At 68.3% G+C, this 20,244-nt stretch carries 23 protein-coding genes; 14 read left to right on the forward strand and 9 right to left on the reverse strand.

The genetic code is table 11. The features are described from left to right. Positions 1-29: 29 nt before the first annotated feature. The 3 genes from AU187_RS02905 to AU187_RS02915 are packed head-to-tail and all read left to right on the forward strand — an operon-like array spanning position 30 to position 2,271. A complete protein-coding gene (locus AU187_RS02905; protein ID WP_059100324.1) occupies positions 30-830 on the forward strand; it encodes a glutaminyl-peptide cyclotransferase in 801 nt (266 codons plus the stop codon). 32 nt (positions 831-862) lie between these two features. Next, positions 863-1,123: a hypothetical protein gene (locus AU187_RS02910; protein ID WP_059100323.1), complete on the forward strand. Its 261-nt coding sequence runs from the start codon at positions 863-865 to the stop codon at positions 1,121-1,123. Positions 1,124-1,158: 35 nt separating this feature from the next. Continuing rightward, positions 1,159-2,271: an FAD-dependent oxidoreductase gene (locus AU187_RS02915; protein WP_059100322.1), complete on the forward strand. Its 1,113-nt coding sequence runs from the start codon at positions 1,159-1,161 to the stop codon at positions 2,269-2,271. Positions 2,272-2,297: 26 nt separating this feature from the next. Here AU187_RS02915 and lipE read toward each other — a convergent pair whose 3' ends face one another. From lipE to AU187_RS02930, 3 genes are all read right to left on the reverse strand, one after another. Next, positions 2,298-3,542 (reverse strand): lipase LipE, encoded by a 1,245-nt coding sequence (lipE, locus tag AU187_RS02920; RefSeq protein ID WP_059100321.1) that lies wholly within the window; start codon positions 3,540-3,542, stop codon positions 2,298-2,300. 9 nt (positions 3,543-3,551) lie between these two features. Next, entirely contained in the window at positions 3,552-4,049 is a 498-nt protein-coding gene (locus AU187_RS02925; protein ID WP_059100320.1) for an Rv1352/Rv1906c domain-containing protein, read from the reverse strand. 110 nt (positions 4,050-4,159) lie between these two features. Next, positions 4,160-4,558: a heme-binding protein gene (locus AU187_RS02930; RefSeq protein WP_059100319.1), complete on the reverse strand. Its 399-nt coding sequence runs from the start codon at positions 4,556-4,558 to the stop codon at positions 4,160-4,162. Positions 4,559-4,872: 314 nt separating this feature from the next. Between AU187_RS02930 and AU187_RS02935 the strand changes: the two genes are divergently transcribed. Together AU187_RS02935 and AU187_RS02940 are read left to right on the forward strand one after the other, a co-directional pair. Then, positions 4,873-5,721 carry a rhomboid family intramembrane serine protease gene (locus tag AU187_RS02935; RefSeq protein ID WP_059100745.1) on the forward strand — a complete coding sequence of 283 codons (849 nt, stop codon included), beginning with the start codon at positions 4,873-4,875 and terminating at the stop codon, positions 5,719-5,721. A 10-nt stretch (positions 5,722-5,731) separates the two neighbouring features. Beyond that, the gene (locus tag AU187_RS02940; protein ID WP_059100318.1) at positions 5,732-6,559 is read left to right on the forward strand and encodes a hypothetical protein; all 828 of its coding nucleotides are present in this window, start codon (positions 5,732-5,734) and stop codon (positions 6,557-6,559) included. Here AU187_RS02940 and AU187_RS02945 read toward each other — a convergent pair. Continuing rightward, positions 6,552-7,217: an O-methyltransferase gene (locus AU187_RS02945; protein WP_059100317.1), complete on the reverse strand. Its 666-nt coding sequence runs from the start codon at positions 7,215-7,217 to the stop codon at positions 6,552-6,554. The two genes, AU187_RS02940 and AU187_RS02945, sit on opposite strands and share 8 nt — an antisense overlap. Between AU187_RS02945 and AU187_RS02950 the strand changes: the two genes are divergently transcribed. The 7 genes from AU187_RS02950 (at position 7,216) to AU187_RS02980 (ending at position 13,075) form a co-directional block, all read left to right on the forward strand. Then, positions 7,216-8,253 (forward strand): DUF4129 domain-containing protein, encoded by a 1,038-nt coding sequence (locus AU187_RS02950; RefSeq protein ID WP_231740356.1) that lies wholly within the window; start codon positions 7,216-7,218, stop codon positions 8,251-8,253. The two genes, AU187_RS02945 and AU187_RS02950, sit on opposite strands and share 2 nt — an antisense overlap. Next, complete coding sequence (locus AU187_RS02955; protein ID WP_059100315.1) at positions 8,250-8,735, forward strand: hypothetical protein; 486 nt, start codon at positions 8,250-8,252, stop codon at positions 8,733-8,735. The genes AU187_RS02950 and AU187_RS02955 overlap by 4 nt, the downstream gene beginning before the upstream one ends. Then, positions 8,732-9,697: an AAA family ATPase gene (locus AU187_RS02960; RefSeq protein WP_059100314.1), complete on the forward strand. Its 966-nt coding sequence runs from the start codon at positions 8,732-8,734 to the stop codon at positions 9,695-9,697. Before AU187_RS02955 ends, AU187_RS02960 begins: the two co-directional genes overlap by 4 nt. Further along, the gene (locus AU187_RS02965; protein ID WP_059100313.1) at positions 9,694-10,947 is read left to right on the forward strand and encodes a DUF58 domain-containing protein; all 1,254 of its coding nucleotides are present in this window, start codon (positions 9,694-9,696) and stop codon (positions 10,945-10,947) included. Before AU187_RS02960 ends, AU187_RS02965 begins: the two co-directional genes overlap by 4 nt. Beyond that, complete coding sequence (locus AU187_RS02970) at positions 10,944-11,366, forward strand: hypothetical protein (protein ID WP_156425337.1); 423 nt, start codon at positions 10,944-10,946, stop codon at positions 11,364-11,366. Before AU187_RS02965 ends, AU187_RS02970 begins: the two co-directional genes overlap by 4 nt. 129 nt (positions 11,367-11,495) lie before the next feature. After that, on the forward strand, positions 11,496-12,803 hold the full coding sequence (locus AU187_RS02975) for an MFS transporter (RefSeq protein WP_059100312.1): 1,308 nt from the start codon (positions 11,496-11,498) through the stop codon (positions 12,801-12,803). Then, on the forward strand, positions 12,800-13,075 hold the full coding sequence (locus AU187_RS02980; protein ID WP_059100311.1) for a hypothetical protein: 276 nt from the start codon (positions 12,800-12,802) through the stop codon (positions 13,073-13,075). The genes AU187_RS02975 and AU187_RS02980 overlap by 4 nt, the downstream gene beginning before the upstream one ends. Here AU187_RS02980 and AU187_RS02985 read toward each other — a convergent pair. Then, positions 13,072-13,422, reverse strand: coding sequence for a hypothetical protein (locus AU187_RS02985; RefSeq protein ID WP_059100310.1), 351 nt, complete (start codon positions 13,420-13,422; stop codon positions 13,072-13,074). The genes AU187_RS02980 and AU187_RS02985 overlap by 4 nt on opposite strands. A 154-nt stretch (positions 13,423-13,576) precedes the next feature. On the opposite strand from AU187_RS02985, the gene AU187_RS02990 reads away from it, so the two are divergent. Beyond that, positions 13,577-14,467 carry a DMT family transporter gene (locus AU187_RS02990; RefSeq protein ID WP_197413443.1) on the forward strand — a complete coding sequence of 297 codons (891 nt, stop codon included), beginning with the start codon at positions 13,577-13,579 and terminating at the stop codon, positions 14,465-14,467. Between the two features lie 16 nt (positions 14,468-14,483). Here AU187_RS02990 and AU187_RS02995 read toward each other — a convergent pair whose 3' ends face one another. Together AU187_RS02995 and AU187_RS03000 are read right to left on the reverse strand one after the other, a co-directional pair. Then, on the reverse strand, positions 14,484-14,795 hold the full coding sequence (locus AU187_RS02995) for an STAS domain-containing protein (protein ID WP_059100309.1): 312 nt from the start codon (positions 14,793-14,795) through the stop codon (positions 14,484-14,486). A 199-nt stretch (positions 14,796-14,994) separates the two neighbouring features. Continuing rightward, positions 14,995-16,962, reverse strand: coding sequence for a SpoIIE family protein phosphatase (locus tag AU187_RS03000; RefSeq protein ID WP_082691743.1), 1,968 nt, complete (start codon positions 16,960-16,962; stop codon positions 14,995-14,997). A 183-nt stretch (positions 16,963-17,145) separates the two neighbouring features. Between AU187_RS03000 and AU187_RS03005 the strand changes: the two genes are divergently transcribed. After that, positions 17,146-17,502, forward strand: a complete 357-nt coding sequence (locus AU187_RS03005; RefSeq protein ID WP_059100307.1) for an STAS domain-containing protein — start codon at positions 17,146-17,148, stop codon at positions 17,500-17,502. 1 nt (position 17,503) lies between these two features. Here the strand turns inward: AU187_RS03005 and AU187_RS03010 are convergent, their stop codons facing one another. Beyond that, entirely contained in the window at positions 17,504-19,714 is a 2,211-nt protein-coding gene (locus AU187_RS03010) for an elongation factor G-like protein EF-G2 (protein ID WP_059100306.1), read from the reverse strand. Positions 19,715-19,823: 109 nt separating this feature from the next. Beyond that, the gene (locus AU187_RS03015) at positions 19,824-20,231 is read right to left on the reverse strand and encodes a TIGR03668 family PPOX class F420-dependent oxidoreductase (protein WP_059100305.1); all 408 of its coding nucleotides are present in this window, start codon (positions 20,229-20,231) and stop codon (positions 19,824-19,826) included. Positions 20,232-20,244 lie beyond the last annotated feature (13 nt).

A 20,244-nucleotide genomic window follows, 5' to 3' on the forward strand; every position in this document is an offset into this window, starting at 1 on the left:
AGCCGTTGCATCCGGTAGGCATAGGGCCTATGTATTCCTGGGTTGCCCGCCGTGTGGCGATCGCGATGTTCGCCGTCGTCCCCGTGGCGTGTGGCGGTTCGTCGCCGACCGCGCAGAGTGACCCGTCGACCGGTCCGGCACCGGTGATCAAACCCGTTGTGCTGGCCCAGATTCCCCACGACAGCACGGCGTGGACCCAGGGGCTCGAGCTCGACGGGTCGACGTTGTACGAGGGCACCGGCGTCGCCGGCAAATCGCAGCTCCGCGAACTCGACCCGAACACCGGCGAGCTGCGCCGAGCGGTGCCCGTCCCGAACAACTACTACGGCGAGGGCATCACGGTCGTCGACGACCGGATCTGGGAGTTGACCTGGGAGGACGGGGTTGCGGTCGAATGGGACAAGAGCTCCCTCACCCCGCTGCGGGAGGTTCCGGTCGACGGGGAAGGCTGGGGTTTGTGCCGAGACGGTGACCGGCTGGTCCGCAGTGACGGCACCGACCAGCTGCGGTTCCACGACCCGTCGACGTTCGCCGAGACCGGCTCCATCGCCGTCACCCGCGACGATCAGCCATTGCGGAACCTCAACGAGTTGGAGTGCGTCGACGGCCGGGTCTGGGCCAACGTCTGGCAGACCGACTTGATCGTGCGCATCGATCCGGCGACGGGCAGGGTCGACACCGTGGTCGATGCCGCCGGGCTGTGGCCCGAGCAGGACGCCGGCCGTGAAAAGGTGCTCAACGGCATCGCCCACGTCGACGGCGACGAATATCTGTTGACCGGCAAGTTCTGGCCGTCGATGTACCGGGTCCGGTTGCCCACGCCGTCGTAGAGGGTTTTCGCCTGACTCCGCCGACGGCGTGGGTGCGCTCGGACATCGGGGACCGCACATGGCGCCTGCGCGCGACGTCGCTGCGCTATCAGATCGAATTACACGGCGACGGCACACATCTGGAGCCGCACACGCTTCCCGTGCCGCTGCCCGCCGAGCGATGCAACGTCGACACCGACTTCGAGCATCTCGGCGGCCGGTTGCGCTGCGTGGTCAAAGATTTCGGGCGGGTGATCTTCGACGGAGAGTCCGAGATCGCCGGTCTGGAGGTCGGCAACCTGCCGACTGGCTAGGGTGACTGGGTGCGACACCTGAAGAACGGCGGTCGATGAGCCGCGCGCGGGTGGTCATCGCGGGCCTCGGTGACAGCGGTGTGCTGACCGCGATCAAGCTAGCGCGGCACGCCGACGTCGTCGGCATCTCCGCCAAGCCGGGTCTGCTCAGCGGCCAGGAACTCGGGATGCGGCTGAGCCGTCCGAACGACTGGGCCCGCTACAACTGGATCACCTTCGACCGATTCCGCGGCCTCGATCGTGTTCGGACACTTCACGGCACGCTGTCCGGAGTCGACCTGGCCGCGCGAAAGGTGTTCGTACAACAGGGCGACGGCAGCACGACCGCCGAACCTTATGACGCCCTGGTCATTTCGACCGGCGTCACCAACGGGTTCTGGCGCCAACCGCGCCTGCAGTCGGCCGACGAGATCGCCACCGACCTCCGCGAGGCGCATCAGCGCCTGGCCGCAGCCCGTTCGGTCGTCGTCATCGGCGGTGGCGCCGCCGCGGTGAGCAGCGCCGCCAACCTCGCGCGCACCTACCCCGGCAAGCGCATCGGGCTGTACTACCCCGGCGACCGTGCGCTGGTGCACCACCACGCCCGCGTCTGGGACCGGGTGAGCCGCCGGCTGAACGACTTCGGCGTCGGAGTGCACGCCGGTCACCGGGCAGTCGTACCGGACGGCTTCGAGTGCGACGATCTCACCACCGGGCCGGTGCAGTGGAGCACCGCCCAACCCGAAACCGCCGCGGATGCGGTGCTGTGGGCGATCGGCCGGGTTCGGCCCAACACGCAGTGGCTGCCGCCGGAGATGCTCGACGAGCACGGCTTCGTGCGAGTGTCACCCGAGCTTCGGGTTCCGGGGCAGCGCGGTGTGTACGCGATCGGTGACGTCGCCGCGACCGATCCGCTGCGCACGTCGGCCCGCAACCGCGCCGACGGGCTGCTGGCCCACAACATTCGCGCCGAGTTGGCCGGAAAGCCGTTGCGGTCCTATCGGCCGGCGAGCCGTCGCTGGGGGTCGGTGCTCGGACCGCAGCCCGACGGGCTCGAGGTGTTCACGCCCAATGGCCAGGCGTTCGGTTTTCCCGGCTGGTCGATCGATCGGGTGCTGATGCCCTGGATCGTATGGCGCGGCATCTACCGCGGCGTGCGTCGAAACTGAAGTCGCGTAGGGGCTCTGGCGCAGGGTCAGTTCGGCTGGAGCTCCGAGGTGATGCAGTCCAGCAGCGCGGTGTACCGGTTGGCCTCGCGATGCGGTCCCGGCTTGCCGCTGCTGATCAAACCCGCGGCGAGCCCGCGTTGCGGATCGGCCCACACGGCGATGTTCGTCAGGCCGGTGTGCCCGAACGCTGAGGGAGTATTGCGGCCGAATGGTCCGAACCGCTTGGACCCCAGCATGTAGCCGGTGCCCCAGCGCAGCGGCGCCAACCCGACCGCGACATCCGGCCGCAGCCGTCGGCATTCGGCGGTCGCAGCGCGCAGTGTCTCGGGTGCCAACACCCGCACACCGTCGAGTTCGCCGCCGCGACGCAACAATTCGGCGAAGCGCGACAGCTCGAAAGCGGTAGACACGGTGTTCGACGACGGCAGCACGCTGGTGAGGTACTGCGGGCTGTTCGAGAACGGAATGATCTTGTACAGCGACCCGCCGACCGCCAACCGGAATACGGTGGCGGCCGGCTGGGGGAGCTCTTTGCCGGTCGCGTGGCTCGGCGCAACCAGCGGAACATCCTGTGCCGCAACGCCATAATTGGTCCACCGGAATCCGAGTGGCTCGAGGATCTCAGACGCCAGGACATCGCGGATGTTGCGGCCTGCCGCGGCGCCGACGATCTCGCGGATCAGCGGACCCCACGTCAACCCGTGATAGATGTGGACGAGGCCGGGCCGATACAGCGGTTTGAGTTCGCCCAGCTTCTCGCGGGTGTACTCGCTGTCGTCCATGCGGCGCAGGTCCGGACGCGGTCCGGTGTGGATCGGAATCCCCGCGCTGTGGGTCAGCACATGCCGGATCGTGGTGCGGTGCTTGCCGTGGCTGGTGTAGCTGGGCAGGTACTCACAGACGCGGTCGTCGAGCGAGAAGCACCCGCGCTCGACGAGCATGTGCACCACCGTCGACGTGATCGCCTTGGCCGCCGAGTACGCGCAGAACGGTGTTTCGGTCGTGACGGGCACCTTCTCCGCATCGGGCGGATCGGCGGGACCGTTGCCCCAACCGTGCCCGATCGCCCGGTTCAGCACGACTCTGCCGTTGCGGCGTAGGCACAACTGGATCGCGGGCTGCATACCGGCTCGATACCAATGCCGGGCGGCGTCCCAGATGCGCTCGACCGAGGCGGGGTCGACTCCGGAATGGTCCTCTTCGCCGACCGCAGTCACGGCGTCGAGATCGGCGGGCACGCGGATCCGGCCCTCGGCGCGAAGATCAGCCACGCCGCCAGGCTAGCCGGGGCCGCCGTTCAGGATTCCCTTGCCGATGAACGCGCCGAGCTGTCCGAGCAGGTCGCTGGGCGCGGCCTGGGGCGGCGGGGCGGCGTTGGTCTGCTGCCACGGCTGGCAGTCGCTTGTGGTGAACGCGGTGTCGGTCGCCTCGATGCGAACCACCTGAGGCTTCTTGGTGAGCGCGTTGTCCGGCATCTCGTCGTTGTTGACGCGCTTCCAGTAGCAGGCGCCGTCGGCGATCGGACCTGCCGTCGAATAGGTACCCGGCAGGATGTCGGTGCCGACCTTGTAGGTGCCGTCGCGGTCGATGCGCGTCGCGGGCGCAGCCTGCGGGGCCGGTCCCGGCCCCGGTGCCGGTGCCGGCCCGGGCGCGGCAGATGGCCCCGGGGCGGCTGGATCCGGATGGTGAGGTTCGTCCGGCTGGGCCTGCGCGGCACCCGCCCCACCCAGGGCGAGGAGCACCGTCGCGGCGACGGTTGCGGGTCGCGTCAGCTTCATAGGGAGCCAGTCTAAGCGCAAGTTGCCGATGGCAATCAAAAACCCGCCGCCACAGCGGGAGCTGCGGCGGCGGGTCACTTCAGACGGATTCAACCGGTTGCAACCCGGAATCAGCCGGCCATGAACTCGTCATAGGCCGATGCCAAGTCCGGCGGCAGCGCCTGGATGTTGCACGTGCGCTGCACGTCGCCAATCGGCGCGAGGATGCCGCGCAGGTCGTAGTACTCCTGCGGGTTCGCGGTGAAGTAGCCGCGAAGAGTGGCCGACGCCTCAGCACGAGGCTGGCTGAACGCGGTGGTCACGGCCTGGTTGGCACCGGGATGGCTGTCCAGATAGGACCGGGCCGAGCCGGTCACCGAGCTGACGGTGCCGGACACGGCGCTGGCGCTGCAGTCCGGCGCGGCCGCCGCCGACGGTGCGGCGATGGTTGCTGCGGCCAGACCCCCTAGCAGGCTGGCAGCACAGGCGCCTGCGATTCGCCGACGCGCGGCGATTCCACGGATTTTCATAGCGTTTCTTTCCTTTGAATTGGGATGGTCGCGGATCCCCCGTCCGCGAAATCCAAGGTACCCAAGGCAAACGGATGCAAACGTGGCCGCAGGGCCCGAAAACGGCTCACCAGCAGGCGTTACATCGGATCGCCGTGATCTGTGCCGCAATTCCGGCCGAATTCGATAAGCGCGCGGGCAGATCGATGTACAGATCTTGAAAACTCTCAGAATTCGCCGACCGCCCTTAATTGATCGTGATGCAGATGGTGACCGAATTGTTATCGACCCAGCTGTTCGGATGGCCCCGACGGGCCGAACCTAAGGTGGTGTCCATGTCGACCCCGCCCGTGACGCCGACGTGCTACCGGCACCCCGACCGGGTGACGTATGTCCGCTGCGCCCGGTGTAACCGCTACATCTGCGCGGAATGCATGCGCGACGCGGCGGTCGGCCATCAGTGCGTGGACTGCGTGAACTCGGGCGCAAGCCAGGTCCGCCAAGTGCGCACCCAGTTCGGCGGGGTGCCGACGGCCAAACCGACGGTCACCTACGTGCTGATCGGCGTGAACGTGGTGATGTTCGCGCTCCAGATCCTGGTACCGGGCCTGCAACGCGAACTGGTGCTGCAGTCCTACGCCGTGGCCGACGGCGAGCTGTACCGCATGGTGACGTCGGCTTTCCTGCACTACGGTCCGGCGCACATCCTGTTCAACATGTGGGCCCTGTACGTGGTGGGCCCGCCGCTGGAGGCGGCGCTGGGCAGGCTGCGGTACTCGAGTCTCTACCTGCTCAGCGCGCTGGGCGGATCGGTGCTGGTGTACCTGCTGTCCTCGCCGGTCGCGCAGACCGCGGGGGCGTCGGGCGCGGTGTTCGGGTTGTTCGGCGCGGTCTTCGTGGTCGGCAAACGGCTGAACATGGACGTGCGGTGGGTGGTCGCGCTCATCGCGATCAACCTGGCGTTCACGTTCGTCATACCGCTGGTCAGCTCGCAGAACATCAGCTGGCAGGGCCACATCGGCGGGCTGGTCACCGGTGCCGTGATCGCGACGGCGTACGCCTACGCCCCGCGCGGCTCCCGCAACCTGGTTCAGGCCGGAGCCACCGCGGCCACACTCGTGGTGTTCGCGCTGCTGGTGTGGTGGCGTACGGCCGTTCTGCTGGCACCGTTCGGCATGGCCTGAGGATGATCCGATGGCCGACGACGCGCTCGACGAGCTGTACGCCGCGAAGCCCGAAGACTTCACCGCGCTGCGCACCAAGCTCGCCGGCGAGGCGAAGAAGCGGGGCGACACCGATGTGGCCAAACGGATCTCGGCCGCGCGCAAGCCGACGTCCGCGGCCTGGGTGGTCAACCGGCTGGCGCTGGGCGACGACGGCGTCAAGCGGCGCCTGAAGGATCTGGGCGAGCGGCTGCGCGACGCCCACGCCGCGATGGACGGCGAACGTATCCGCGAGCTGTCCGCCGAGCAGCGCCGGCTGGTCAACGACCTGACCCGCACCGCGTTCGAGGAGGCCGAGCTCAAGAGCGCGACCGGGGCGTTGCGTGACGACGTCACCGGCACGCTGCAGGCCGCGGTCGCCGACCCGGACGTCGCCGACCGGCTGGGTCGGTTGACCAAGGCCGAGGAGTGGTCCGGCTTCGGCGAGTTCGGCGACACCGCAATCGTTGTCAGCCCGACGACCAGACGTAAACCGGAGCGCAAACCCGAACCCGAACCGGCGGCGAAGGACGAGCCGCGCGACGACAAAGATGCGGCGGCCCGGCGGGAAAAGCAACAGGCGCGCGCCGCGCTGGCCGCCGCCGAACACGCCAAAGCCGAGGCCGACGATGCGCTGTCCGAGCTGCAATCGGATCTGGCGGCAGCGCGCCTGAGACACCAGGATGCGAAGCGGCGGTTGCAGGAAGCCGAACGCGCCCTGGCCGGCGCCGAGGACGCCTACGACAAGGCCAAGCAAGCCAGCCGCGACGCCGCCGCCGTCGTCAAGGAGGCCAAGACGCGGCTGCGGCGCGTTAAGTGACTGCGCGACAGCTGATCTCCATGCTGTCGCTCTCCCTCGCGGGGAACGGGACGCTGACGTAGCCGTTGCTCGGGTCGCGCACGTGCTCGAGGTACGGCGCGAGGTCGGCCATCGACGTGTTGTCGGCTATGACCAGTGCGCCCGGCGACAGGCGGGGCGCCAGCAGCTCGAGTACCGGTAGGTAGAGCTCCTTCCAGCCGTCGAGCAGGACGAAATCGACTGGGCCCTCCAGCGTCTGCAGGGTTTTGAGCGCATCACCGGCCAGCACCGTGATGACATCGTCGAGCCCGATGTCGGCGAAGGTCTTCGTCGCGGCGGCGACCTTGGCTTCGCTCAGCTCTGTGGTGACGACGCGACCGCTGCCGTTGTCCCGCACGGCGGCGGCCAAGTGAATGGCGGAGATCCCCAGGGACATCCCGAACTCGACGATGGTTGCGGGTCTGCTCGCCCGCACCAGCGCATAGAGCAGCCGACCCGCCTCCGGGGTGACCGGCATATAGAAGTCGCTGAGCGCATCGGCGCGCTCCTGCGGGCTCGCCTCCGACAGGCGGGAGAAGTCGGCGCCCCGGTCACGCAGCGCCGCCATCTGGTCGCCGGCTTCGGCGTACATCCGGTCGAGTGCCGAGGCGACTTCGGGGTTGTGCAGTGAGATGCCCATGACGTCCAACGTATCGGGCCGAACTGAAATGGCCGACACCCTTCCGTGCCAGGATGGCGACAGGGCCATGGGCGCTTCCGGCACGTCGACGCGACGCGTGATTGCGGTGATCACGCTCATGGTGCTTGCTGCATGGGCGCTGCGCGGCTACGTACCCGGCGTCGAGCGGACAGTCGACCGGACGGAACCACAGCGCAGCAATCCGGCCGCGCTGGCCGCCGTCGTCGTGTTGCTGTGTGTGGCGGTGGCGATCCTGGGTTTGGCGATCGTCGTGCGGATGCGCAACCCGCGACCACGCCGCGCGCCTGCGGGCGACCTGCCGCGCAGCGTGGGGACCTCCGAGCGGCCGACGTGGCGTTTCGCGGTCGTCGCGCTCGCGGCCGTGATCGTGTTGCTGCTGGTGGTCGTGCTGCTGTCACGGCTGCCCGATCCGGGGCCGATCGAACCGCCGCCGAGCAGTCCGCCGGAATCGGTTCCCGATGATCGGGTTCCTGCTGATCCGGCTGCTCCGCGCCCGCCGGGCGAGGACGACGCCGCCGGCCCGAATGTGATCAGCTACCTCATCCCGCCGATGCTGATCTTGATGGCGCTGATCGTCGTCAGCATGGCGGTCGCCTCCCGGCGGCGGACTCGCGCCCCTGTTCCGGCCGCCGTCCTCGACGCCGTCGACGAACCGGCGAGGCCGGCGACCGCGACGTCGCTTGCCAGGGCCGCCGAGATCGGGCTCGCCGAGATCGGCGATCTCAGCCGAGAACCACGAGAGGCGATCATCGCGTGCTATGCCGCCATGGAACGCGAGCTCACCCGCGTCCCCGGTGCGGTGCCCCAGGCCTGCGACACCCCCACCGAGGTACTTGCCCGGGCCGTAGCGAGCGGCGCGTTGCGCTCCGACAGCGCGACCGAACTGGTCGATCTGTTCGAGGAGGCCCGATTCTCGCCGCATGTGATGAGCGAGTCGCACCGCGACGCCGCCGTGCACGTCCTGAATCGGGTGCTGGCCGAACTGCCACAGCGGACCGCGGGGGCGGTCTCATGAGAAAGCTTGCGGCAGCGGCATTCCTGTTGGTGGCGGGGACCGAACTGATCGCGATCGCAACCCGCGACCGCCAACTGATCCTCATTGTCACGGGTGGCGCGCTGGCGTTGGCGCTGCTCGGCGTGCGGTGGCAGCTCGCGCGGGAGGACGAGACCAGTTATGAGGCAACGCCTTCCGACGACGCCGCGGAGTCGCTGCTTCGCTGGCGATCTCGCACCGAGACGCTGATCAGCCGCGCGGAGGCCACGCGCAAGGATTGGGACCGGCACCTGCGGCCGATGCTCGCCCGGCAGTTCGAGTTGGCGACGGGCCAACGCCGGAACCGGAACCGCACCGCCTATCACGCCACCGGTGAGATGCTGTTCGGCCCGGAACTGTGGGAGTGGGTCAACCCGGAGAACGTCGTGAAAAGCGTTGCGGACCAACCCGGTCCCGGCCGCGCGACGCTAGATGAGATCCTGCAACGGTTGGAGCGGGTATGACAGCAGGATTGCCTGCGGCGACTACCACCGCGAACTGCGAAACCGTGCTCGACGAGATCGGGCGGGTCGTGGTCGGCAAACGCGGGGCGCTGACCCTGATCCTCACCACCGTGCTCGCCGGCGGCCACGTGCTCATCGAGGACCTGCCGGGCCTCGGAAAGACGCTGATCGCCCGCTCGTTCGCGGCGGCGCTCGGCCTGGAGTTCAAGCGCGTTCAGTTCACCCCGGACCTGCTGCCGGCCGACCTGCTCGGCTCGACCGTGTACGACATGCAGTCGGGTCGCTTCGAATTCCGTCCCGGCCCGATCTTCACCAACCTCTTGCTCGCCGACGAGATCAACCGCACGCCTCCCAAGACACAGGCGGCATTGCTCGAGGCGATGGCCGAAAGCCAGGTGAGCATCGACGGCGCCACACACAAGCTTCCGTCGCCGTTCATCGTGCTGGCGACCGACAACCCGATCGAGTACGAGGGCACTTATCCACTGCCCGAGGCCCAACTGGACCGTTTCACGATCCGGCTCGAACTGCGGTATCTGTCCGAGCAGGAGGAGGCCTCGATGTTGCGCCGCCGCATCGACCGCGGATCGGCGGAGCCCACAGTTGGGCAGGTCGTCGACGCGCACGAACTCGTCGCGATGCGGGAATCGGTGGAACAGGTCAGCGTGCACGACGACGTGCTGCGCTACGTCGTGTCCTTGGCCGCCGCCACCCGCCAGCACCCGCAGATCGCGGTGGGCGCCAGCCCACGGGCCGAACTCGACCTCGTTGCGCTGGCCCGCGCCCGCGCGCTGCTGCTCGGCCGGGACTACGTCGTCCCCGAAGATGTGAAAACCCTTGCCATACCTGCGATTGCGCACCGCATCACGCTGCGCCCGGAGATGTGGGTGCGGCGGGTTCGGGGCAGCGACGTGGTCGACGAGCTGCTACGACGGCTGCCGGTGCCGCGGACTAACCCGTGATCGAAACCCGCTGCACCGAGGCCGAACTGGACTGGCGTGCATCGCCACTCGCGCGAGCGCTGTTGACCTGCGCGGTGCTGTCGATGGCCGCCGCGGTGATTGGCTCGCGCTGGGAACTCATCGTGTTCGCCGCGCCGCTGATCGGGGTGCTGTGTTCGGTGGGTTGGCAGCGGCCGGTGCCGAAGGTGCACGTGTACGCCGACCCCGGGATCCACCGATGCTTCGAAGGCGAGCCGGCGCGGATCACGCTGTGGGCCGAGGCCGAGAACGATGCGGCGGCGATGAAAGCCGCTGCGGTAGAAGGGATGACACTGGAGGTCGCCGAGCGGGAGAGCGTAAGCCGGCAGACCGTGGTGGCGGCCGCGCAACGGTGGGGCCGGTATCCGCTTCGCGCGCAGGTGACCGCCACTGCGCGCGGCGGTCTCGTCGAGGGCATCGCAGTGGTCGACGCCGCGGACGTCTACGTGTTTCCGATGGCCCCGCCGCAGTCGACGGGGATGCCGCGCACGGAACTGCTCGACCGCCTAGGGACCCACCTGACCCGGCACATCGGCCCCGGCGTGGAGTACGCCGACGTCCGGCGGTACGTGCCGGGCGATCAGCTCCGGACGGTCAATTGGGCGGTCAGCGCGCGCCGGGGCAGCCTGCACGTCACCGAGCGACTGACCGATCGCGCCGTCGACGTGGTCGTGCTCATCGACAACTATGCGCAACCGGCGGGCCCCGCGACCGAAGCCACCGAACGCACCGCACGCGGCGCCGTGCAGGTGGTGCAGAGCGCGTTGCGCAGTGGTGACCGGGCAGGCGTCGTCGCACTCGGGGACCGGCATCCGCGATGGCTGAGCGCCGACATCGGTCGCAGGCAGTTCTACCGGGTGCTCGACGCGATGCTCGGGGTCAGCGGTGGATACGACACCACTTCGGGCACGCTGGCGCCGCGCGCCGCGATCCCGCCGGGCGCCATCGTCGTCGCGTTCTCCACGCTGCTCGACACCGAGTTCGCGCTGGCGCTGATCGATCTCCGTAAGCGTGGCCACACCGTCATCGCGGTCGACGTGCTGCAGGGCGCTCCGTTCGAGGGTGAGTGCGACGGGCTGGTGGCCCGAATGTGGTCCCTGCAACGGTCGTTCATGTACCGAGACATGGGCACCGTCGGCGTCGACATCGTGGCATGGCGCGACGAGGACACCCTCGACCAATCCATGCAACTCGTGCCCCATCGACGGCGACCGGTGCGGGGGCGACGGTGAACCGCGCATTGTCGACGGCGTTCGGCTTGGTCATGGTGGCCGCGGCCACGTTGCAGTCCGAGGGTGCGGCGTTGGCCGCGTGTGGCGTGGCGGTAGTACTCATCTTGGCGGGCAACGTGTTTCGTGCAGCCGCGACATTGGCGGTGGTGTCCACCGCCGCGGCGATCGTCCTTGCTTCGGCGACTCCCGCTGTGGCGGCGTTGTGTGGACTGTCGGGGGCCGCGTATCTGGTGTTGCGGCACACCGCGGACGTCACCGCCCCGACAGTCATCGGTGCGCTCGGCTTCGCGGCCATCGGGCTGGCGGCGGTCGCGTTACCGCTGGAGCTGCCGTGGGTGCCGTTGCTGGCGCCGCTTGCAGTGCTGACGGCCGTGGTGTTGGCGACGCGGCCGTTCTGGGTGGGGGAGCGGCGACGGTAGAGGCGCGCTTGACGTCGACCTCATACCAAGAGACGGTGGGCCGTTGACGCGCTGCCCGATATCGTCTTAGGACGCTTATCAAACGATAAGCGAAATGCTCAGCGGGACGCTTACTTTCAGGAGGCCGGGATGCCAAGCGAGGTGCGCAAGGCGATCACCGGCGCCTCGATCAGCAACGCGGTCGAGTGGTTCGACTTCGCGATCTACGGCTTCCTGGCGACGTTCATCGCCGCCAACTTCTTCCCGGCGGGCAACGAGACGGCAGCGCTGCTCAACACCTTCGCGATCTTCGCGGCGGCCTTCTTCATGCGGCCGCTGGGCGGGTTCGTCTTCGGCCCGCTCGGCGACAAGCTGGGCAGGCAGCGGGTACTGGCACTGGTGATCCTGCTGATGAGCGGCGCAACGGTACTGATCGGCCTGCTGCCGACATACGCCTCGATCGGTGTGGCCGCTCCGCTGCTGCTGCTGTTCCTGCGCTGCCTGCAGGGATTCTCGGCTGGTGGCGAATATGGCGGCGGCGCAGTCTATCTCGCTGAGTTCGCGTCCGACCGGCGTCGCGGGCTGACGATCACGTTCATGGCATGGTCCGGTGTCCTGGGCTTTCTTCTCGGCTCGGTGACCGTGACGCTGCTGCAGGCGCTGCTGCCGCCCGCGGCGATGGAGAGCTATGGCTGGCGCATTCCTTTCCTGATCGCCGGGCCGCTGGGCCTCGTCGGCCTCTACATCCGGCTTCGCCTCGACGACACGCCGCAGTTCGCCGAGCTCAGCAGAAGCGACCGGGTCGCCAAGTCGCCGCTGCGCGAAGCGGTGAGGACGTCGTGGCGGCTCATCCTGCAGGTGATCGGCCTGTTCATCGTCTTCAACATCGGCTACTACGTGGTGTTCACGTTCCTGCCGACCTATTTCATCAAGACACTCGGGTTCAGCAAGACCGACGCCTTCGTCTCGATCACCCTGGCCAGCCTCGTCGCGCTGATACTCATTCTTCCGCTGGCCGCGCTGTCCGACCGGATCGGCCGCCGGCCGATGCTGATCGCCGGCTCGGTGGCGTTCGCGGTGCTCGGCTATCCGTTCTTCCTGCTGTTGAATTCCGGATCGATGGTCGCCGCGATCGCCGCGCACTGCGGGCTCGCGGTCATCGAGTCGATCTACGTCTCGGCCGCGGTGTCGGCGGGCGTCGAACTGTTCGCCACCACCGTGCGCTACAGCGGGTTCTCGATCGGCTACAACATCTGCGTCGCCGGATTCGGCGGTACGACGCCCTACGTCGTCACCTGGCTCGCCTCCGAGACCGGCAGCGACCTGGCGCCCGCGTGGTACCTGATCGTCGCCGCCGTCGTCTCGCTCGCGGCGATCCTCACTCTGCGCGAGTCCGCGGGCCGACCGCTCGTCCAAACCAGCGACCAGCAGGTCCCCGCGGCTAAGGTGGGCCTATGAAGCTTCACGTGATGCCCTACGTCACGGTCGAGATCGACGATCGGCTGCGCCGCCGTGTGCGCTCCGCCGGCGAACGACTGCGCGTCAACGTGCGGGCCTATCTGCTGAGCGCGGCCGACGACGTGGACACGGCCAGCGACAAGGTACGCGGCCTGTGCGACCGGGCGGTCCATCGCGTCGACTCGGTCGTCGCGAACGTCAACGACAGGATCGCGCCCGACAGTACGGCCCCGACCCTGCGGGTCGTCGCGGGCGGTCGCGAGGCCAGCTAACCCGCGCGGGTCGCGCGTCCGCCGACCAGGAAGCCGCCGACGAGCACCACCAAACCGATGACGGCCACGGGAATCGACCACATGCGGCGGTCGGAGACCGCCGAGTTGCACTGCGCGACGTAGTCGGGCGGATCCTCCGTCAGCTCGTCGATTACCGGCAGGTTCTTCAGCTGGTTCGGGTCGTTGGTGTTGGCCTCGCGGGCCGCGGAGTCGTCCGCGGCGACGGCGTTGCCACATCCGATCTCCTGGTTGTCGGGTCCCGAGATCGATACGGGCATCAGCAGCCCGACGACCCCGATGACGAGTACGACTGCGCCGACCAGCAGGATCAAACGTCGCAAGTTCATGATCGGTTTGATGCCCCGATAGTTGGGGCACCAAACCTCGCGGGCGGTCGCCAGTTCGGCGGACCGGCCGGCCGTATGTTGTGCTTGTCCGATGTGCTCGCTGTGGCCGGAAAGGGGCGGAACGCTTTGGTAGGCCAGCTTTGGTAGGCCCGTCGTGGTAGGCCAGGGCCTGGTCGTCGTGCTCGCCCTGCTCGCCGCGGTCTTTTTGGCGATCGGCATCGTGGTTCGACAGCGCGCGACCATGGACGTCCCCGAGGAGCACGGTGTCAGCACCGTGATGGTGATGACGCTGCTACGTAGACGGCTGTGGTGGGCGGGCACGGCCGCGGCCGTTGCGGGCTACGTCTTTCAGGCTCTCGCCTTGGCCAACGGATCGTTGCTGCTGGTGCAACCGATCCTGGTGTCCGCTCTGCTGTTCGCGCTGCCGATGAGTGCACGGCTGGCCAACCGCCGGGTCACCCGCGGAGAGTGGATGTGGGCTTTGGTGCTCACCACGGCACTGGCCGTTTTCGTGTTGCTGGCCAAGACGCGGCCCGGCGACTACGAGGCGTCTGCCCCGCTGTCGGCGCTCGTCGCCGTCGTCTGTACCGGGGCGGTGATGGTGTGTGTCACCGTCGCGGTCCGCAACGGCGGATGGAAGCGGGCGGTGCTGCTGGCGGTCGCGGTGGGTGTGTTGTTCGGCGTCGTCGCGGTGCTGACCAAGATCGTCATGCACCTGCTCACGCATGAGGGCGTGCGCGCCGTCCTCACCGCACCGGGACTGTATCTGCTTCTCGTGCTGGGCGTCGTCGCGGTGTTCCTGCAGCAGTCCGCATTTCACGCCGGCTCCTTGCAGACCTCCGTGCCCACCATGTTGGTGCTCGAACCCGTGATCGCCGTCGTGCTGGGCGCGGTGGTGCTCGGCGAGGATCTGACCGTCGACGGCGGAAAGGCCATCGCGATCACGATCGCAATCGCCGCGATGACGGCGGCGACGATCGCGCTCGGCCGCGACGAGGGCGCGCTGGAAGAGGAACTCGAAGCGGCCGCGAAGCGCGGGTCTTAGCCGTCAGGCGAACCGATCAGTCGACGACGGTGACCGTGGCGACCTTGTCGAGGCCGGAAATGGTGAGCAGGGTGGTGATCGGTCCTTTCGCGGGCACGATCAAATCCAGCTTGGCGCTCGCCGCGACGGAGAACAGCGCGCGCAACGCGGCGCTGTCGCAGTACGTCACCCGCGTGAGATCGACCGTCACCGCTGAGCTGTCCGTCGCAGCGCGCGACAAGACCGCGCTGAACTCATCGACGTTCGCCAAGTCGATCTCGCCGACCGCGGTGACGACCGGACGCGCTTCGGCGCTTCCGGCGGTGAACCGGAACTGGTCTTGCCCCATGGCTTTCAGAGTCTCACCGACAGTCGGGCACACCCATCGACGGCAACGTGAGCGGTTCCAGTCACAGCACCTCCGTGTCCTAGAGGCGCCGCCGCCTCCGTGCATACCAAATAGTCCGCACCGCTGCCTTTCCTCGACAGACGTCCTTGCCGATAGATGTAATACCACGCGGACGGCGTCGACGCCGCGTAGAACTTCGTCAAAGTTGAATCTCCGGTAATTGAAACGTCATAGCCACGGTCGTCCCCGCCGGAGTGCCGTCCAGGTCGACGTGATCGCTGACCGCGCGCATCAACAACAGGCCGCGGCCCCGGGTGCCGGGATCGGCGGGTGGCGCCTTCCACGACCCGAAGTCGGTGACCCGCACATGCACGGCGTCGTCGTGAATCTCGGCTTCCACGCGCATGCGCCCGGGCGCACGTCCGCGGTAGGCGTGCTCGACGCTGTTGGAGCACGCCTCGTTGACGACGAGGACGAGGTCGGCCGCCGCCGCGTCGGAGATACCGTTCGACCTGAGCCACGCCGCCAGTCGATGCCGCACCTCCGTCAGCTTCGGGGCGGTCGCGGTGTCGTCGATGACAAGCGCGGCGCGGGTGGACCGATAGAGCACGATCGCCACGTCGTCGTCGTAGCCGCCCTCGGGTGACATTCTGGCCAGCACCGCGTCGGCGACTTCTTCGATCGGCAGATCCGCGGTGTCGGCCACCACGGTGGCCACCTGCTCGATCTGGGCGTCGATCGGTCGGCTGCGGCGTTCGACCAGACCGTCGGTGTAGAGCATCAGCGTCGAGAGCGGGGCCAACAGGTGCGTTGCCTGCGGGCGCGGTTGGGTGTGCTTGACCGCCAACGGAACCGAGCACGCCGCGTCCAGCAACTGCGGTGGCGCCGCTTCGGACACCAGCACCGGCGGCACATGTCCGGCGCTGCTGTACTGCACCGTCGCGGATTCGGTGTCGATGATCGCGACGAACACGGTGGTGCAGAAGGCATCCGGGATGAACTCGGCGACCGAGTCGAGGTGTTCGAGCACGGTCGAGGGCTGCGCGCCGGTCAGCAGCAACGCGCGTGTCGACGCGCGCAACTGGCCCATCACCGCGGCCGCCGCCAGGCCGCGGCCCACACAGTCTCCGACGACCAGCCCGATCCGGCGTTCACCGACGGGAAGCACGTCGTAGAAGTCCCCGCCGATCTCCAGCGGATGCACCGCCGGCTCGTAGCGGACGGCGAACCCTGCCGGCAGATCGGTCGGTGCCAGCAGCGACCGCTGCAGCGTCAGCGACGTCTCCCGGGCGCTTTCGAACTGCCGGACGTGTTGCATGGCCAGGCTGAGGTGGCCGACCAGTGCCCCGATCAAGCGCCGGTCCTCCGCGCTGACGACCCGCGGCTCCCGGTGCTCGAGGCACAACACGACGTCGCGCGCGCCGGAGAGGACGGCGACGAAACCGCGGGTGGTGCCGGCGCTGGGCGCCGCGCCGACCGGTGTCACGGTCAGCGGTATCCACATGCGGGCGTCCTCGAATGTGCGGCGCCAGTCCTCGTCCAGGTCCTCCCAGCCGGCCAACCCCGGTTCGCCCGCGACCCGTACCGTCGGCTGCTCGCCCTCGGTCTTCGGCCATATGACCGCCATCAGCCGCTGCGCATCCAGCGGTACGCGGCACTGGGCCAACGTGATCGCCAGCACCTCATCGACGTTCCTCGCGACGCTGACGGCGGTGGCCAGGCGCGCTACCGCACGGTCGCGCTCCGCGGCGGCGCGCGGCCCGGTGACGTCGCGGATGGTGCCCACGTACAAGCCTCGGCGGGAGTGATGATCCGGGACGGCGTTGATGCTGACCGCCACCCAACGCAGGCGCCCGTCGCGGTGCCGGATCCTGATCTCGGCGGTGATCCTGCCGTTGCGGAGGAGCGCCTTGTTCCGGTGATGCGCCGCTGCGTCGTCGATCACCCACGGATGGGGCATCGGATAGGGCAAGCCTTCCTGGCCGTACCCGGTGATCTCGGCGAAGGCGTCGTTGATCTCGACAACGCACCCGTGGTCGTCGGCGACGAAGAAGCCTTCCTGCAGCGAATTGACCAGTGCGCCGCGGAACTCATCGCGATCGGCCAGATCGTCGGCGCGCGCCCGCTCCCGCTCATAGCGGTGGTACAAGTCTCCGGGGTCGGTCATGTTCGACGCAGTCGGCCCTCCCAGCTCGCGCGCACCGGAATCCCCGAGCACCTCAGGTCTGTCGATTCGACAGTAGCCTGCGCATCGCGGCCCGATCAGCTGAAGCTTTGATATCCGCCCGCACGCCACGGGTTAAGCTCGGCCCATTGCCGTCGCGGTGGCGGCGCTGACCGGAGGACGGCCTTGTCACGTAATGACCCGATTTCCACCTCGATCTCGCACGAGGGCGGCATCGCTGTGCTGGAGGTCGGCGGCGACGTCGACCTCGCCACCGTCCCCGTGTTCCAGGCGGCGATCACCGAGGCACTCACACAGGAGCCGTCGGCGCTGGTGGTGGATCTGTCGGCGGTGGACTTCCTCGCATCCGCGGGGCTGCAGGCGCTGGTCGCGACACACGAGAGTGTCAGCAAGGCCGCCCGCTTCGCGGTGGTGGCGGACGGCCCGGCGACCAGTCGGCCGATCCAGCTGACCGGACTCGATCAGGTGTTCTCGCTGTATTCGACGTTGGACGAGGCACTCACCGCGCTGAAGTCCGGTTGAGTCAGGCCGAGGCCTTGACCTTCGCAGCGGCGTGCTCGGGCATCGGTTCGTAGCGGGCGAACGAGCGGGTGAAGGTACCGGCGCCGTGCGCCAGCGAACGCAGATCGACGGCATAGCGGGTCAGTTCGACCTCAGGGATCTCGGCCTTCACCAACGTGCGGTCCTCGCCGACCTTGTCGGTGCCCAGTACACGGCCCCGCCGCCCGGCCAGATCGCCCATGATCGCGCCGACGAAGTCGTCCGGAACCAGGATCGACACCTCGTCGACGGGTTCGAGCAGGTTCACCTTCGTGGCCGCGGCCGCCTCACGCAGCGCCAGCCCGCCGGCCATCTGGAAGGCGAAGTCCGACGAGTCCACGCTGTGCGCCTTACCGTCGAACAGCGTGACGCGGATGTCGACGACCGGATAGCCCGGCCCGACCCCCTTCTCCATCTGCGCCCGCACGCCCTTCTCGACGCTCGGAATGAACTGGCGGGGCACCGCGCCGCCGACCACCTTGTCGACGAATTCGAAACCCGAGCCCTCGGGTAGAGGTTCGACTTCGATGTCGCACACGGCGTACTGACCGTGTCCGCCTGACTGTTTGACGTGCCTGCCGTGACCTTTGGCCTTGCCCGCGAAGGTTTCTCGCAACGGCACACGCAACTCGACGGTGTCGACGGCGACACCGTAGCGCCGGGACAACGCGTCGAGCACGACGCTGGCGTGCGCCTCGCCCATGGTCCACAGCACGATCTGGTGCGTCTCGGGATTCTGTTCGATGCGCAGGGTGGGATCTTCGGCGGCCAACCGCTGCAACCCCACGGAGAGCTTGTCTTCGTCGGTCTTCGCCCGGGGCTGCACTGCGATGGGCAACAGTGGTTCCGGCATCGTCCATGGCCGCAACACCAGCGGATCGGACTTGTCCGACAGCGTGTCCCCGGTCTCGGCGCGGCTGAGGCGCCCGATCGCGCAGATGTCACCGGCGATCACCGACGGTGCGGGCCGCTGCTGCTTGCCGAGCGGGAAGGACAGCGTGCCGATGCGCTCGTCCTCGTCGTGGTCCTCATGCCCGGCCAGCGAGCCGGCCGGCGAACCGGTGAGGGAGCCGTTGCCGCCGAAGAACGACGAGAAGTGGCCGGACACATGCACGGTCGCGTCGGGGGAGATGGTCCCGGAGAACACCCGGACCAGGCTGACCCGCCCGACGTAGGGATCGGAGGTGGTCTTGACGACCTCGGCCAGCAGTGGGCCGGCCGCGTCGCACGGCAGCCGGTCGCGTCCCTTGCCCTGCGGGGTGAAGACCTCCGGCAGCTGATGCTCGGGCGGCGAGGGGAATCCCGCGGTGATGATCTCGAGGAGTTCGGCGGTGCCCACCCCGGTGCTGCTGCACACCGGGATGACCGGGAAGAACGACGCCCTCGCGACGGCCTTCTCCAAGTCGTCGATGAGCACCGACTGATCGATCTGCTCACCGCCGAGGTAGCGCTCCATCAGCGTCTCGTCCTCGGACTCCTCGATGATCCCCTCGATCAGCGCGCCGCGGTGCTCCTCGATCGCCTCGGCGTAAGCGTCGTCGGGATCGTGCGTCGCGGTGCGTTTGCCGTCGGCGTACTCGTAGTGCGTCTGGGACAGCAGCCCGATCAGCCCGGTGCACGGTGAATCCGCTCCGTTGGCGCCGGGCTTCGCCTGCGTGGCCGGCAGGTACAGCGGAAGCACTTTGTCGCCGAACGCCTGCTGCGCGGCGGCCAACGCGTTGTCGTAGTTCGCGCGGGCGTGGTCGAGTTTGGTGATCACCACCGCGCGTGGCATGCCGACCTGGCTGCACTCCATCCACAGCGACCTGGTGGGTCCGTCGATGCCTTCGTTGGCGGCGATGACGAACAGCGCGCAGTCGGCGGCCCGCAGCCCCGCGCGCAGTTCGCCGACGAAGTCTGCGTAGCCGGGCGTGTCGATGAGATTGACCTTGATGCCGTCGTGTCGCAGCGACGCGAGCGCGAGGCCCACCGAACGCTGCTGGGAGATCTCGGCCTCGTCGTTGTCGCAGACGGTGCTGCCGTCCTGCACGGAGCCGGCTCTGGTCAGCACACCCGAGGCCACCAGAAGCGCCTCGACAAGTGTGGTTTTGCCGCCACCCGATGGGCCCACCAGCACCACGTTTCGGATGGCGGCCGGACTGTCCGCGGTTGGAGCGGCTCCGGCGCCCTGGGCATGTGTCGTCTTGTCGGCCATGACGTTCCCTTCCCACCGCCCGTCCGATGGCGGCCGCCCAGCCGCCGCAGTGTGTGTTAGACCACAATTCCTCTAACCGTCAGCGAGCACAAGGGCTGCGCGAAGCTGTTCAGGCCTGCCATGACGACAATCGCTCGATGTCGACGGTCACCACGGGCCCGGCCAGCTCGAGCCGCTGGTATTGCGGGTACTTGCGGCGCAGCAGCGCGTAACCGGCCGCCATTTCCTCGCCGCTGTAATGAATTTCGGCGCGGCCGTCGGCGCGCACCCACCACAGCTTGGCCCAATCGTCGTCGTAGTGATGGGCCAGCATGCTCACCTGCGGGTTGGCTTCGATGTTGACCAGCCTGCGCAGCCGGTGTGTCGACTTCCGCTTGGCGTCCACCGCGGTGTAGACGACGTTGCGGTGCACCGCGAACACCACCGGAACGACGTGCGGCGTCGACTCCGGCCCCACCGTGGCCAGCATCGCCACCGGCGACTCGGCGAAGACGGCCTCGGCATCGAATTCGGCCATACGTTCAGCGTAT

Origin of the sequence: Mycobacterium sp. IS-1556 (assembly GCF_001499985.1) — a bacterium.
Lineage (GTDB): Bacteria > Actinomycetota > Actinomycetes > Mycobacteriales > Mycobacteriaceae > Mycobacterium.

Coding starts and splice junctions, on each gene's coding strand:
- AU187_RS02905 (WP_059100324.1), top strand. CDS start 30: ATGTATTCCTGGGTTGCCCGCCGTGTGGCGATCGCGATGTTCGCCGTC.
- AU187_RS02915 (WP_059100322.1), top strand. CDS start 1,159: ATGAGCCGCGCGCGGGTGGTCATCGCGGGCCTCGGTGACAGCGGTGTG.
- AU187_RS02925 (WP_059100320.1), bottom strand. CDS start 4,049: ATGAAGCTGACGCGACCCGCAACCGTCGCCGCGACGGTGCTCCTCGCC.
- AU187_RS02930 (WP_059100319.1), bottom strand. CDS start 4,558: ATGAAAATCCGTGGAATCGCCGCGCGTCGGCGAATCGCAGGCGCCTGT.
- AU187_RS02935 (WP_059100745.1), top strand. CDS start 4,873: ATGTCGACCCCGCCCGTGACGCCGACGTGCTACCGGCACCCCGACCGG.
- AU187_RS02940 (WP_059100318.1), top strand. CDS start 5,732: ATGGCCGACGACGCGCTCGACGAGCTGTACGCCGCGAAGCCCGAAGAC.
- AU187_RS02950 (WP_231740356.1), top strand. CDS start 7,216: ATGACGTCCAACGTATCGGGCCGAACTGAAATGGCCGACACCCTTCCG.
- AU187_RS02945 (WP_059100317.1), bottom strand. CDS start 7,217: ATGGGCATCTCACTGCACAACCCCGAAGTCGCCTCGGCACTCGACCGG.
- AU187_RS02955 (WP_059100315.1), top strand. CDS start 8,250: ATGAGAAAGCTTGCGGCAGCGGCATTCCTGTTGGTGGCGGGGACCGAA.
- AU187_RS02960 (WP_059100314.1), top strand. CDS start 8,732: ATGACAGCAGGATTGCCTGCGGCGACTACCACCGCGAACTGCGAAACC.
- AU187_RS02975 (WP_059100312.1), top strand. CDS start 11,496: ATGCCAAGCGAGGTGCGCAAGGCGATCACCGGCGCCTCGATCAGCAAC.
- AU187_RS02980 (WP_059100311.1), top strand. CDS start 12,800: ATGAAGCTTCACGTGATGCCCTACGTCACGGTCGAGATCGACGATCGG.
- AU187_RS02985 (WP_059100310.1), bottom strand. CDS start 13,422: ATGAACTTGCGACGTTTGATCCTGCTGGTCGGCGCAGTCGTACTCGTC.
- AU187_RS02995 (WP_059100309.1), bottom strand. CDS start 14,795: ATGGGGCAAGACCAGTTCCGGTTCACCGCCGGAAGCGCCGAAGCGCGT.
- AU187_RS03000 (WP_082691743.1), bottom strand. CDS start 16,962: ATGACCGACCCCGGAGACTTGTACCACCGCTATGAGCGGGAGCGGGCG.
- AU187_RS03010 (WP_059100306.1), bottom strand. CDS start 19,714: ATGGCCGACAAGACGACACATGCCCAGGGCGCCGGAGCCGCTCCAACC.
- AU187_RS03015 (WP_059100305.1), bottom strand. CDS start 20,231: ATGGCCGAATTCGATGCCGAGGCCGTCTTCGCCGAGTCGCCGGTGGCG.